General features: G+C 58.0%; 2 protein-coding genes and 3 tRNA genes. All 5 read left to right on the top strand.

Annotated features, from left to right (window positions below; translation table 11 throughout):
* Positions 1–211: 211 nt before the first annotated feature.
* Positions 212–14710 carry an Ig-like domain-containing protein gene (locus tag ACTNDJ_RS05715; protein WP_441063258.1) on the top strand — a complete coding sequence of 4833 codons (14499 nt, stop codon included), beginning with the start codon at positions 212–214 and terminating at the stop codon, positions 14708–14710.
* A 15-nt stretch (positions 14711–14725) separates the two neighbouring features.
* On the top strand, positions 14726–15235 hold the full coding sequence (locus tag ACTNDJ_RS05720) for a hypothetical protein (RefSeq protein ID WP_441063256.1): 510 nt from the start codon (positions 14726–14728) through the stop codon (positions 15233–15235).
* Positions 15236–15391: 156 nt separating this feature from the next.
* Positions 15392–15468 (top strand) — tRNA-Ile (locus ACTNDJ_RS05725).
* Between the two features lie 67 nt (positions 15469–15535).
* Positions 15536–15611, top strand: a tRNA-Ala gene (locus ACTNDJ_RS05730).
* Between the two features lie 4 nt (positions 15612–15615).
* Positions 15616–15692: transfer RNA gene (locus ACTNDJ_RS05735), tRNA-Ile, on the top strand.
* Positions 15693–15846: the final 154 nt, after the last annotated feature.

Genomic DNA, 15846 nt, shown 5'->3' on the forward strand with positions numbered 1-15846 from the left:
GACAATCGGCGCCCGTCGCAACGATTGAATTAAGCGAGACTTAATGGTTCGTGAAAATGGGTTGATTTCGGTGCCGAATATGATGAAAACATCATGCGTATTCACTAATATTTCATTTGTATGATTCTGTCGGATTCTGCCTATTTGTCCTGAATAGGTGGTGAGCTCGAGTGGTCGTGCGGTTGGGGCCGAGCGACCAAAGGAGATACATATGCGCAAGCAAAGTTGGGTCGAGGAGGGCGGCGCGAGCAGGGGCAACGGGTCCTTCGTGCGCCATGCCAAGGTGTTTGGCATCAAGACGATGGCGACGGTCATGACGGCCAGCATGATACTGTCTGGTGTACCTGTCCAGGCTATCGCCGAGGGTATCCAGACGGATGACACATTTGTGGAGTCGAATGTCGAGTCTTCGCAGGGCGATACCGCCGCGACGGCAAATGATGCATCGTCTGGCCAGGCGTCTGACCAAGGCACCACGGAGAACAACTCCGCCGTACAGGACGATGCTGCCGATTCTGGTCAGAACACGCAGACCTCGCAGGCCGTCTCTCAGGACAAGGCGACCACGGCCGACATCGCCCTCGCACTCAACAACGCTTCGATTACCTATCAGGGTCAGGTCATTGCGCAGCCGTCCCAGAAGGTGACGGCTCCCGCGAGCGTCGATTTCAAGTTCTCCGTTACGGCCGATAACGGCTTTAAGCTGAACGAGGCCAAGCTCACGGTCGACGGTGTCGAGACCAAACTCAAGGCGGACGCGAACGGTGAGTACACCGTTCCCGCCGCCGAAGTGGCCAAATCCCCCAAGGTCACGCTCGAGACCGAGCAGGAGAAGCAAGCTGAGACGACCGAGGCCGCCACCCCGATCGAGCAGAACGCCACCGACACGAACGCCGTGGCTGTCCAGGCCGCGACGGATGCCGATTACACCGTCGAGGTCGGCGATAGCATCACGTTGAAGGCGACCGGTGCTTCGAATAGCGGTTGGTGGTCATTCTCGGACTGGAGTATCATCTCGCAAACGACTTCTGGCAACAAAGCGGAGCTAGCCACAAGGGGCGTTGGCCGCGTTACCGCCACCTATACATATCAGGATTCGCGGTGGCAGAACCAGACTAAAACTTTTGTCGTCGACATCATTGACCGTAAAGATGCGACCACTCCGGGTATTGAAGGACCTTCTTCTGTGGTCGTTGATAGTGAGTTCGAGCTGACCGAAACGAAGAATGCTTCCGAATGGGAATGGCATCTCATCGGGGACGGCGACTACACGGCGGCAAGAATAGACTCCGGTGCTGGGACGAAGAAAATCAAACTGACAGCTCTGTATCAGTTTGCGGGAGACGGCAAGGTCGTTACGGTTCAGTGCAAATATAAGGTTCCCGGTACGAACAACACGGTTTATTCGGACACGTTTAACGTCACGATCCGTAAGCGCCAGTGGAAGGTTGCGGACTGGACGTATGTAGATGGGACGTATAAGGCTATTCCGACGATTGTAGATGCCGAGACAAACGAGCCCGTCAAGGAATGGCAGACAGGTTTCCAGGTCACCTACTACATCAATGGTGAAGACAAGGGATGCAACCCCTGGAGCGGTGACTTCTCCGATCCGAACAAGACCTATGAAGTAAAAATCGCTCCCTTTGGCGATCAGGGCTGGAACAGTAAATATTCCGGTGAAGCGAAGACTTTCGACGATCCTGTGCCCGTTAAGGACAGGACTCCTATCGCGTCCGACAGCCCCAGCGATGTCGATTATGATGGCCAGGAGCATAAGTGGGCTCCGACCGTAACGGATAAGAATACGAAAGAGACCCTCGACGATACCGAGTACGACGTTATTTATAAGCGTGACGGCAAGGAGACTGGCGACTTTACGTCGCCCGGCAAGATTACCGTCGAAATCAAGGGCAAGCACCATCACGAGGGTGAGATCAAAAAGACGTACGGGATTTGTGAGAAGCAGATCAAACTTTCCGTCTCCGGTCCCGACACGGTCGAACAGTTCAACACCATCCAGCTGACCCCGACGTTGGAGCCTGCCCAGAAGGGCGGCGGCACGTACACTTGGACGTCGAATAACGAGAATATCCTTACCGTCGACAAGAACGGTAAGGTCACTGGTGTCTCCGAGGGCAAGGCTACCGTTACCGTCATGTGGACGAGCGCGGATGGCAAGACCGTCCTGACTGCCGATCACGATGTGACGGTAACGCACACCACAAGTGGCGAGACGGACGCGATGTTTTTCTATCTCAACGACCCGTCCGGTCAGCTCGACTCCATCAACACGGGAAATTGGCAGAAGCTCGGAAAAGGCAAGATCAACCTGACTGGCTATAACAACTCGAATTTCCCCAAGGACAATGGCGCGACAAAAAAATACGATGCTCAAGCTCGCGTGACCAAGTGGCCCGGCGGCTCGACATCCTCGAAGCTAGACGTCAAGCGCGGGAGCATTGACTGGAATAAGATCGTCAAGATGTACCAATCGGTGATCAAGAGCCAGCTTCCGAACGTCGAAGTCAAGGATTCCGACATCGAGTCCATCGAGCTTCTTCCCTACAAGTTGACGCGCAATGACGACGGCTATCATGTCGACTGTCAGGTCGTCGTCAAGTGCAAGGGCCTCTACACCGTCAAGTACTGGGTCGATGACCCGACCGCCTCGGGCGAGGGCTATCAGCAGGTCGCGGTGACCACGACGGCTCGCGAGGGCGACTCCACCAACATTAGCGACTTCAACCAGAGCTACCCCGAGACCAAGACCGTCAACGGTGTCGAGTACACCTTCTCCGGCTGGTTCCTCGATGCAGCACTGACCAGGTCTGCGTCGCTGCCGTACGTTGTTCGTAACTCGAACCTTAATTTCTATGCGAAGTACGTTGCTGGTCGCATGGTCATGTATGACCTGCAGGGTGGTTCTTGGAAGAGCGGTGCCGGTACAACGTATAAGGTGAATGCCGGCAAGACACATACCGTTCTTACCGAGCCGAAGCGTGAGGGTTACGAGTTCGAAGGTTGGAAGGTTTCCGGCCTGGGTGACCAGATATCGGTCAATTCTGGCGACATGTTCACTATGCCTGACAACAACGTGACCATTACGGCGCAGTGGAAAAAGAAGAGTGCGACCGTCACGGTCAATTACCTGTGGGGTGACAAAGATTCTCACGAGTTGATCGAGAGCGATAAGCTGGCGGGCGATTATTCGTTCGATGACGTTATCGATGTTGCCGATGTTGCCAAGGATTTTGGTGGCTATACCATCAAGCCGAGCAAGAGCACCAAGCGCGTACTCGATGCGGGCGAGAACGTCATCAATATTTACTACTACAAGAATGTGACGTTGACGGCGAAGTCTGCCAGCAAGACGTACAACGGTGAACAGCAGGCGCTTGAGGGGTATACCACAAGCGAGGGTGCGGCGAAGTTTGACGACATCACAGCCAAGGGCTCCGGTACAAATGCCGGTGAGTACAAAGTCGCCTTTAACGAGGGCGCTCAGGGCGCGGTGTCCAAGGACGCTAAATATATAGTGTCCGAGACGGTTTCTGGCAAACTGACGATTACTCCGGTGACTGACAAGGTCACGATTACGGTCAAGGGTCACAAGGGCGGCAAGGAGTACAACGGCGAAGAGCAGACTGTCGAGGGATATGACATCGACGCCTCCACGTCGCCGGCCGGTGTGGTTAAATCTGATGTGAAGTGCAGCGGAACGGCATCTGTCTCCAAAACCGATGCCGGCAAGTACGCCATGGGTCTGAAGGACACCCAGTTCTCGCTTTCCGGTGATGCCGCCAAGAACTACACCAATGTCAAGTTCGAGGTCGTCGACGGCGAGCTCAACATTGCTCGGAAAGACGTGACGCTTAAATCCGACGATCTCTCTAAGGGGTACGACGGCACGGCGCTCACAAACAATGGAGCCGCGCTTAAAACTGAGGAAGGTTTTGTTAAGGGTGAGGGCGCAACCTACGCCTTCTCTGGTTCCCAGACCACGGTGGGTTCCAGCGCCAATGCCTTCACCTATGCGCTAAACAGCAACACCAAGGCCGAGAACTACAACATTACTAAGACCGAGGGCAAGCTTGAGGTTACCGATCGTTCCCAGAAGTACGAGATTACGGTTACCGCCAACTCTGACACTCAGACGTATACCGGCACCGAGCATTCTGTTTCAGGTTTGTCCGGCACCACCTTCACCAACGATAAGGGCGTTACCTACACCGTTGAAGGTCTGAGTGCAAGCGTATCCGGCACCGATGCGGGCGAGTACACCAATAAGGTGTCCGGCACTGCCGTGGTGAAGGATGCCCAGGGCAACGACGTCACTTCTCAGTTCAACGTGAAGACAGTTGACGGTAAGCTTACCATTAACAAGCGCGAAGTGACCATTAAGCCCAAGGATGTCTCCAAGGTCTACGACGGCAACGCTCTTGTCGCAAAGGATTGGGTGGTCGCAGAGGGTTCCTTCGTCGACGGTCAGGGTATTGCCAACCCCAAGTACACGGGCTTCCAGACCGCTCCCGGCACTAGCGAGAGCGGAATCTCCGAGTGGGGTTACAAGGACGGCACCAACTCCAACAACTATGACATCAAGTCAGCGCCAGGTACCCTTAACGTGACTTCTCGCGGTGCGACCCAGACCATCACGGTCGAGGCCAACTCCGCTGATGCCAGCTACGACGGCAACGAGCACTCTGCTAAGGGTCTCAAGACCAATGAGTTCGAGGTCGACGGCAAGAAGTACACCGTCTCTGGCCTTGAAACTTCTAGCCCGGCCAAGACTGACGTCGGTACTTATGCTAACAACATCACCGGCACCGCCAAGGTGACCGATGCCCAGGGCAACGACGTGACGAGCGAGTTCGAGGTCAAGACCAAGAACGGTACGCTCACCATTGCCAAGGCCGATGTGACCATTGCACCCAAGGACGCTTCCAAGCCCTATGACGGCCAGCCGCTCACTGCGACCGACTTCACCGCCACTGGTTTTATCGGCGACGACACGGTGGCCAACGTTGTCTATGGCGGCTCCCAGACCGAGGCCGGCACGAGCGCTAGCTCCATTACGAGCTATGAGGCCGCCAAGGGTACCAACCTCGACAACTACAACATTACTAAGGGGAGCGGCGCCCTCGAGGTGACCGCCTCTCAGAAGGCCGTTGTCGTTAAGGTCAAGGGCAATATCGACACCGAGAAGTACGACGGCACTGAGAAGAACGCCTCTGGCTTCACCGTTACAGACGTGACCGTCGATGGCCAGGAGTCCACGCTCTACGGCGCGGTCGCTGGCACGGACTTTACCTTCAACGGCACCGCTACCGCGGCCCGCACGGATGCTGGCACCACGTACATGGGCCTCACGGCGGATCAGTTCGCTAACGTTAACAAGAACTTCTCCAACGTTACCTTTGAGGTTGTCAAAGACGGTTCTATGACCGTTACCCCGCGAGAGGTCACCCTGACTTCCGCTAACGATGAGAAGCCCTACGACGGCACCGCGCTCACCAACAGCAACGTTACCGTCTCTGGTGACGGCTTTGCGCCGGGCCAGGGGTTCACGGCTCATGTGACCGGTTCCCAGACCAACGCCGGTTCGAGCGACAACACCTTTACCTACGAACTTACCGAGGGAACGAACGCTGACAACTATCAGATAACGACCTCCAACGGAACTCTGACCGTTAAGCCCATCAGCGATCCGATCACGGTGACCATTGTTGGTAAGACCGCGACCGGTACCTACAACGGCAAAGAGTACAAGGCCGAGGGCTACACTTTTAACTCCACTAACGACCTCTTCACCAAGGACAAGGTGACCTTCTCCGGTACCGCAGAGGCCGCTCGCACCGATGCTGGTAAGACCGTCATGGGGCTTACCGCCGCGCAGTTTACCAACGATGACGCTACGAACTTCACCAATGTCACCTTTGTCGTGACTGACGGCTACGTTGGCATTTCAAAGGCTGAGGTGACCTTGAAGTCCGACAATCTCACCAAGTCCTACGACGGAACGGCGCTTGTCAACGGCGAGACTGCGCTTGCGACCGAGTCCGGCTTCGCCGAGGGCGAGGGCGCGACCTATAAGTTCACCGGCTCCCAGATCGTTGTCGGCTCGAGCTCCAACGCCTTTAGCTACACGCTGAACGACAACACCAAGGTTGATAACTACAACATCACCACCATCCCTGGCACGTTGACCGTCACCAACCGTGACGCCAAGTACCAGATCACGGTCAAGGCAAACTCTGGCAAGGCTACCTATGACGGCAAGCAGCACTCCGCCACTGGTATCGAGAGCACCGAGTTCACGTTCGACGGCAACAAGTACACGGTTTCCGGCCTCACCACCGAGGACCCGACTCAGACCAACGCTGGCACCTACTCCAACAACATCACCGGCACCGCCGTGGTGAAGGATGCCAAGGGTAATGACGTGTCGAGCGAGTTCGAGGTCACGACTGAGAACGGCTCTCTCGTCATCAATAAAGCCACCGTCACCATGAAGTCTGCCTCTGATAAGTGGACCTACGATGGCAACGAGCACACCAAACAAGAGATGGAGCGTGTGACCGGCTTTGCCGAGGGCGAGGGCGCAACCTTTACCTACACCGGTGCCATCACCAACGTTGGCGAGGCGAAGAACACCTATACCTACACGCTTAACGCCAATACGAGCGTAGACAACTACATTTTCTCTGAGCCTGAGTACGGCACCCTGACGGTGAACCCGGTTACCGATAAGGTCACCGTCACCATCAAGGGCAAGCAGGACACTAAGACCTACAACGGCTCCACGCAGTTCGTGACTGGCTATGACTTCTCTGCCGATAACGGCCTTTACGCTCAAAGCAACCTTAAGTTCACGGGCGATGCGACTGCTAAGGGTATCGCTGTTGGCAGCTACAATATGAACCTTGCCAAGGAGCAGTTCTCCAACACCAATGAGAACTTCTCCAACGTCGAGTTCGTGGTTGAGGACGGCTGGCTCAAGATTGAGGGTGGCGAAATCGACCAGGGTGGTGTTGTGTGGGACACTCACGATAACCAGAAGGTCTACGACGGCACGCCGCTTGCCGCCTGCGCCGTGACCGCGACCGATAAGCATGGCAATGCCCTGAATGTCGAATACAGCATTGATGGCAAAACATGGACGAGCGATCCGTCCCAGATCACGATTACCCACTTTGGTTACCAGGCCGTGCAGCTGCGCGCCACTGGCTCCAACTATGCAGAGGGCCAGTACGCCACCAGCTTCGAGGGCATCGCGATCACCAAGCGTCTTGTGACGCTGACTTCCGAGGGCGGCAACAAGCCGTATGACGGAACTCCGCTTACCAACGGCACCGTCACCGCAACCGCCAAGGGTGAAGGTGTTGGCTTTATCGACGGCGAGGGCGTTTCCTTTAACGTTACTGGTTCCCAGACCGAGAAGGGCGAAAGCGATAACACCTTCGACTATACCTTCAACGAAGGTACCAGCGAGGCCGACTACTGGGTTACCACCAAGTGCGGCAAACTCATTGTGACCGCTGACGAGAACGAGGTCGTCGTCACTATTGCCGAGAACAGCGGCAACGTTGAGTACGATGGCACCGAGAAGTCTGTCTCTGGCTATGAATTCTCGGCATCTAATGAGTTGTACAAGAAATCCGACTTCACCTTTAGCGGCAACGACACTGTCAAGGGTACAAACGTCGGCACCTACGACATGGAGCTCAAGCCTAGCGACTTCAGCAACAACAACCAGAACTTCTCCAAGGTTACGTTCGAGGTTGTCGATGGCCAGCTGAACATCACGCCCAAGGATATCAAGACTGGCGTGAACATGACAGTGGAGGCTCCTGCGAACGTCACGTACAACGGCCAGCCTCAGCAGGAGGAGCCCGTCGTTAAGGACGGGGATAAGACTCTGGCGAAGAACGTTGACTACACGCTTTCTTACAGTAAGGACGCTACTAACGTCGGCACCGTTACCGTTACCGTTACCGGTAAGGGCAATTACTCCGGCAGCGCCGACGTGAAATACCAGATTCTCAAGCGCTCTGTGGTTCTCGAAAGTGCGACAGACTCCAAGCCTTACGACGGCACCGCTCTTACCAGGCCTAATGTCACCGTGGAAGGCGACGGCTTTGTCGACGGCGAAGTCACCAACGTTCGCGCTACCGGCTCCGTGACCACGGTTGCCGAGGGCGAGGTTACCAACACCATTGATTACGACACCAACGCCAACTTCAAGAAGGGTAACTACAGCATCACCAAGAAGGAGGGCAAGCTCTCCATCACTTCACTCTCTGCAGAGGACGGCCTTACCATCAAGCCCAAGAACGCCGAGTACACCTACGATGCCGACTCGCATACTGCCGGCAAGGCCTCGGCGAGTGCCTCTGTCAACGGCATCAAGGTGAATCTCGAGTACCGCGTCAAGGGCAGCGCCGACAGCGAATGGCGCGCCGATCCGTCACAGATCACGGCGATTAACGCCGGTACGTTGACGGTCGAGGTTCGTGCTTCTGCCGATAACTACAGTGGATACCAGTACGCTGAGCAGACGCTCACCATCAACAAGCGCGATGTCGAGCTGACCTCTGCCAGCGCTTCTAAGGTCTACGACGGCACGGCGCTCACCAAAGACTGGGTCGACATGGGTCCCAACCGCAAGGGTACCGGCTTTATCGGGACCGATCTTGCCGGCGACGGCCAGGTCCACGCGACCGGCTCCCAGACCGAGGTCGGCAGCTCCGACAACACCATTTCTTACCAGCTCAAGAAAGGTAAAGAGAACAACTACAACATCATGGACAACAAGCTCGGCACCCTTGAGGTGACGGCACAGTCCATCGTGCCCGATCCGGAGAACCCGGATAGCTACAAGGGCAACACCATCAGCGACCCGTCCGACCACGTCTACGACGGCAAGGCACACAAGTGGACCCCGACGGTCAGGGATGCCGAGGGCAACGAACTCACCGAGGGCACCGACTACACGGTCTCCTACGACACCGATGACTTCACAAACGCGAAGACCATCAAGGTGACCATCGCCGGCGCCGGCAACTATACCGGTACCGTCACCAAGAAATACAAGATCACGCCTGCCCCGCTCACGGTGAACGCCAAGAGCGGCAGCAAGGTCTACGACGGCACGCCGCTCATCGCGGGTGGCACCATCGAGGGTCTCGTGGACGGCGAGACTGCGACCGCCCAGACCGAGGGCTCCCAGACCGAGGTCGGCAGCTCCGACAACAAGGTCGCGGGTATCGAGTGGGGTACCGCCGATGAGGGCAACTACAGGGTTGTCACCAAGAACGACGGCACCCTGACGGTTACCGCCAAGAGCATCGTCCCCGACCCAGGCGACGAGAACAACAAGATGACCGTGGGCACGCTCGGGGACCTCGTCTACAACGGTAAGGGCCAGGAGCAGAAGCCCGAGGTCAGGGACGGCGAGAAGGCGCTCGCCGAGGGCACCGACTACACGGTCTCCTTCTCCGAGGACACCAAGAACGTCGGCACCGTGACCGTTACCGTCACCGGCAAGGGCAACTACGCTGGCACCGTCGAGCGCACCTATAGGATCACGCCCGCGACGCTTACCGTGAACACGCCCAGCGACTCCAAGGTCTACGACGGCAAGGCGCTCAGGGCCGAGGGCTCCATTACGGGCTTCGTCAACGGCGAGGCCGCTGACTTTAGGACGACGGGTTCCCAGACCAAGGTCGGCTCCAGCACCAACACCTATAGCATCGACTGGGCCGCGAAGGAGAGCACCGCCAAGAAGTCCAACTACACTGTCTCCGAGAACCTCGGCACGCTCACCGTCACCGAGACCGCCGACGAGATCGTGGCGACCCCCGGCAGCTACAAGGGCGTCTATGATGGGCAGGCGCATGGCGTCGACGTGACTGTTACCGGCCTGCCCGAGGGCTATTCGGTCAAGGCCGCCACCTCAAGTGCCACGGTAACCGACGTGAACGAGGGCAAGCCTGTCGCCGCTAAGGTCGATGACCTCGTGATCGTCAACGCCCAGGGCGAGGATGTCACAAACAACCTCAAGATCACCAAGGGCAAGGGCTCCATCGAGATTACCCCCGCTACCCTGACCGTGACTACGCCGAGCGCGAGCAAGGCGTATGACGGCACAGCGCTGACCGCCGAGGGCAAGGTTTCCGGCTTCGTCAACGGCGAGACCGCGGCCTTCACCACGACGGGCTCCCAGACCAAGGTCGGCAAGAGTTCCAACGGCTACACGCTCGATTGGAACGACACCGCCAAGAAGTCCAACTACAAGGTCGAGGAGAGCCTGGGTACCCTGAAGGTCACTAAGAACATGACCGCGGTCATGGTGATCCCGCAGGGCGGTACCAAGACCTACGATGGCGAGGCGCTCAAGAGCGCTGGCGTGACCACCTATGGCCTGCCCTCCGGATATACGCTCGAGGCCAAGACCAAGGGCTCCGTCACCAACGTTGGGAGCGCTATCGCCGAGGTCGGCACCTACTCCATCAAGGACGCCAAGGGTGACGATGTGACCGACCAGTTTGGCAACGTCTTTACTGGCGAGGCGGCCCTCGAGGTCACCAAGCGTCCCGTGACCGTTACCTCCGCCACCGCGAACAAGACCTACGACGGCACCGCGCTCACCAAGCACGAGGCCACCGTGACCGCCGGCTCGCTCGTCAAGGGTGAGAGCTTCACCTACGACTTCACCGGCGAGCAGACCACCGTGGGCAGTACTTCCAACGCTTACACCGTCAACGCCGGTAAGGGCACGAGCCTGGACAACTACAAGATCACCAAGAATGACGGCACGCTCACCGTCACTGCCAAGAGCATCATCCCCAACCCGGACGACGAGGACAACATCATGTCCGTCGACGCACCCGAGGACGTCAAGTACGACGGCCAGGCCCACAAGTGGACGCCTACCGTCAAGGACGGCGATAAGACACTTGCCGAGGGCACCGACTACACCGTTGCCTACAGCAAGGACGACTTCACCAACGTTACGGGCATCATCACCGTGACCATTACCGGCACCGGCAACTACGCCGGCACCGTCGAGCGCACCTACGAGATCACCAAGCGCTCCGTCAAGCTGACCGGCGTCAAGAACGCCAGCAAGGTCTACGACGGCACGCCGCTCGAGGCGAAGGATGTCACCGTGAGCGGCGACGGCTTTGTCGAGGGCGAGGTCTCCGGTATCAAGGCAATCGGTTCTGTGACCAACGTCACGGCCGCGCCCGTTGACAACCCAATCACCTTCACCAAGGGCGACGGCTTCAAGGCGAGCAACTACAGCATTGCGACTGACCCGGGTACCCTCGAGATCACGACCCGCTCCATCGACGACGCCGACTACGGCATGAGCGTCGATTCGCCTAAGGACGTCGAGTACGACGGCCATGCCCATAAGTGGACGCCTATCGTCAAGGACGGCGACAAGATGCTCGTTGAGGGCGTGGACTACACCGTCACCTATGACAAGGACGACTTCATCAACGTGACCGGCACCATCACGGTGACTATTACCGGCACTGGCAACTACTCCGGTACCGTCACGCGCACCTACCAGGTCACGCCTGCCAAGCTCACGGTCGAGACCGAGGGCGCGAGCAAGGTCTATGACGGCGAGTCGCTGACGCACGACGCCGCAACCATCAAGGGGCTGAAGAACGGCGAGACTGCGGCTGTCCACGCCACAGGCACCCAGACCGAGGTTGGCGAGAGCGACAACGGCTACGAGCTCACCTGGGACGGTTCCGCCGACGAGGGCAACTACACCATCGCGGGTGCCACGCTCGGCAAGCTCGTCGTGACAGAGTCTGCGGACGAGATTGTGGTCTCCCCGAAGAACGTCGAGACCACCTATGACGGCAACGCGCATGGCACCACCGTCCAGGTCACCGGCCTGCCCAAGGGCTATACCGTCAAGAAGGCCGAGTCCAAGGCCACGGCGACCAATGTTGCCGACGGCGAGGTCAAGGCCACGGTCGACGAGCTCGTTATTGTGAACGCACAGGGCAAGGACGTTACGTCCAAGCTCAACATCAAGCGCGGCACCGCGACGATCAAGATCAATCCCGCCCCGCTGACGGTTACGACCGACGGCGGCGAGAAGGAGTACGACGGCACGGCACTGACCGCCAACGGCATCAAGGTCGAGGGCCTCAAGGGCAAGGACTCCGTCTCTGCCAAGACCACCGGCAGCCGCACCAAGGTCGGCTCCTCTAACAACACCTACGAGATCAACTGGAAGGACACCAAGAAATCCAACTACAAGGTGACCGATGTCCTCGGTACGCTCAAGGTCACGCCGTCTACCAAGGCCGTGACGCTTACGAGCGGCTCTGCATCGCATGCCTACAGCGGCCATGCCCTGACGAGCGATGAGATTAAGGCCGAGGGCCTGCCCGAGGGCTTTACGGTCAAGGCCAAGATGGAGGGTACTCAGACCGACGCCGGCTCTTCCGAGAACACGGTCAAGAGCTACAAGATCCTCGACGCCAAGGGCGATGACGTGACCGACATGTTCGGGAATGTCACCGTCAAGACTGGCACGCTCACGGTTAGCCCGAAGAAGATCACGGTCGAGACCGAGGGCGCCACCAAGGTATACGACGGCGAGGAGCTCACGAACAAGAACGGTGCCATTCACGGCCTGGTCTCTGGCGAGCACGCCGATGTCGTGACCAACGGCACGCAGACCAACGTCGGCTCCAGCGACAACGGCTACACCATCGCCTGGGGTGCCGCCAAGGAAGGCAACTACACGATTGCTTCCGATACGCTCGGCAAGCTCATCGTCACGCCTCAGTCCGTGAACCCGAACGACCCGTCGTACCACAAGCTCCAGGTGAGCAATCCTGCGGACCTGACCTATGACGGCCAGACCCATAAGTGGGCTCCCGAGGTAAAGGACTACACCGGTACCGAGCTCAAGGAGGGTGTGGACTACACGCTCACCTACGACACCGATGACTTTATCAACGCCGGTTCTATTACGGTGACGGTTGTCGGCAAGGGCAACTACACCGGCACGGTCTCGAGGACCTACCGCATTAAGCCGGCACCGGTCTTCATCAAGACCGAGAGCGCCGCGCGCGTCTACAACGGCAAGGCCCTGACGGCTGGCGGTGCTATCACCGGCCTCGTCAACGGCGAGACGGTCGACTTCCGTGTTACCGGCAGCCAGACCAAGGTCGGCCATTCGGCGAACACCTATAAGCTCGCTTGGACCGGCACGGCCCGTGAGGCGAACTACACCGTTGACTCCATCGAGACCGGCACGCTGACGGTGACTGAGTCCGAGGACACCGTGGTGGTCACCACGACGGGTGGCATCTTTACCTACGATGGCAATGCGCACGGCGCGACGGTTGTCGTGTCGCAGCTGCCCGAGGGCTACACCGTTGACGGCACGCCCAGCTCGGACGCAACCGCTACGGATGCGAACGGCGAGGGCGTCAAGGCTACGGTGGACCACCTGGTGATCCGTAACGCCGAGGGCGAGGACGTGACGTCCAAGCTCAACATCAAGAAGATTGACGGAACCATCAAGGTTCTGCCTGCCGAGCTGACGGTTACGACCGACTCCGCCACCAAGGTGTACGACGGCACGGCGCTGACTGCCGGCGCCGCCGAGCTCGACCTGATGGGCGATGAGGAGGCAACGCTTGAGGCTATCGGCAAGCAGACCCAGGTGGGCTCCTCCAGCAACGGTTACAAGCTGACGTTCGACAAGACGGCCAAGGCCAAGAACTACAAGGTTGTCTCCGAGAACCTCGGCACGCTTACCGTGACCAAGCAGTCTATCGTTCCGTCCGAACCCGGTACGCCGAGCGATAACTACAAGGGCGTTACGGTCGATGATCCCAAGGATGCCGTCTACGATGGCGTCGAGCATAAGTGGACGCCCGTTGTGAAGGACGCCGAAGGCAAGACACTCGTTGAGGGTGCTGACTACATGGTCTCCTACGACACCGATGACTTTATCGATGTCGCGACGATCAACGTGACCATCACCGGCAAGGGTAACTACGCCGGAACGATTGCCAAGAGCTATCGCATCACCAAGGCCCCGCTGCATGTTGTGACGGGCAGCGCTACCAAGGTCTACGACGGCCAGGCGCTTACAAGCGCAACGGTCACGATCGACGGCCTGGCTAAGCGCGATCGCATTGGCATCGCCGTCACTGGCAAGCAGACTAACGTCGGTAGTTCGCAGAACACCTACACCATCGACTGGATGCAGACGAGCGCGGATAACTACGAGCTGACCGATGAGCTCGGTACGCTGACGGTTGCCGCCGCGCCTGCAAGGCCGACCACCCCGACCACTCCGACCACCCCGTCGACGCCCGCCAACCCGACGACGCCGTCGACGCCCGCGGTTCCCAACCTGACGCCTAACAGCTCGGACAGTGGCTCCACCACGACGACCACGGCGCCCAAGGGCGACGACTCCTCGGCCAGCAACGATCGGGAGCAGAAGGAAGAGAAGATTTTCGACGCCAAGAACCCGCTGGGTAAGTTCGACGGCAAGAAGGACACCTGCTGGGTCCACTGGTACATGATCATCTGCGCAGTCGCAACTGCGGCATACGGCCTGTTTGTTGGCCTGCGTCGCGACAAGCACGGCCGTCGCCTGCAAAACGACCTGGATAAGGTCCTTGGTAACGACGACGAGACTCAGGAATAAAGGGAGGTTAGAGCCATGAAGAAGAGCAACTATCTGGTCCTTGCCGTTTCGGCTTTGGTTTCGATCTTCCTGCTGTACCTGTGGTACTCGCTGGGATTCAACAAGATCGACAGTCCGCTCGACTTGGTGATTTCCATCGTTTGGTGGGTGCTGATCGCCGTGTTGGTTGTTTGGATCAACAAGCTCGAGAAGACGCGCCAGCAGCGCATCAGGACGATGTATCTGGCGCCCACGGTTCTGTACAACAGCGAGACAGGCGTTCGTAGGCTGCAGGCGGGCGTAAGCACCGTCGAGGCCATGCGCGAGATTCTGGAGGGTCTGGAGTACGGCTTTGATACCCAGGATCTTCCCAACCGCGACGAAGTCGATTTTGCCTACGTGGTTAAGACCGACGAGTACAAGCCTGCTCAGGACAAGGACTCCGAGCCCACTTGGAAAGGCTCGGTTGTAAAGATCGATCGCGCGGGCGAGAACACCGAGACCGCGTTCGACGGAATCCAGCAACTTTCTGCCGCCCTGGCGTAGATGGGGTATGGGGGCGAACCTGCGAGAGCGGGTTCGCCCTTTTTGTTGCCGTTAGGGTCAATAGGATGCTTGACCTGCGAGAATACGGCAGAAAAAAATTCTCAAATAATTGTTGACTCCCATCTTGCAACTAGGCTAATATATCCCTTGCGCGATGGACCTGTAGCTCAGTTGGTTAGAGCGTCCGGCTGATAACCGGGAGGTCACAAGTTCGAATCCTGTCAGGTCCACCACTTTCTTTCGCAATAAACACCCCAGCGAGAGCCGAGTCGCCGCTGGGGTGTTTATTACTGTATCCGTGGGGGTTTAGCTCAGCTGGGAGAGCGCGGGCTTTGCAAGCCTGAGGTCAGGGGTTCGATCCCCCTAACCTCCACCATGATGGACCTGTAGCTCAGTTGGTTAGAGCGTCCGGCTGATAACCGGGAGGTCACAAGTTCGAATCTTGTCAGGTCCACCATCAAAACGTTAAGAGCCCTGGGGCATTGCCTCGGGGCTTTTTTCTTACCCGTTGGAGCAGTTAATTTGAACTGCCTCCCATTTCTTGGACATGAGAAATGGGAGGCTTTTTATGCGTGTCGACTTGAGGGTGAAGCACGACATCGAGGCCAGGA

The organism is Collinsella sp. HCP3S3_D1 (assembly GCF_052064015.1).
Taxonomy (GTDB): domain Bacteria; phylum Actinomycetota; class Coriobacteriia; order Coriobacteriales; family Coriobacteriaceae; genus Collinsella.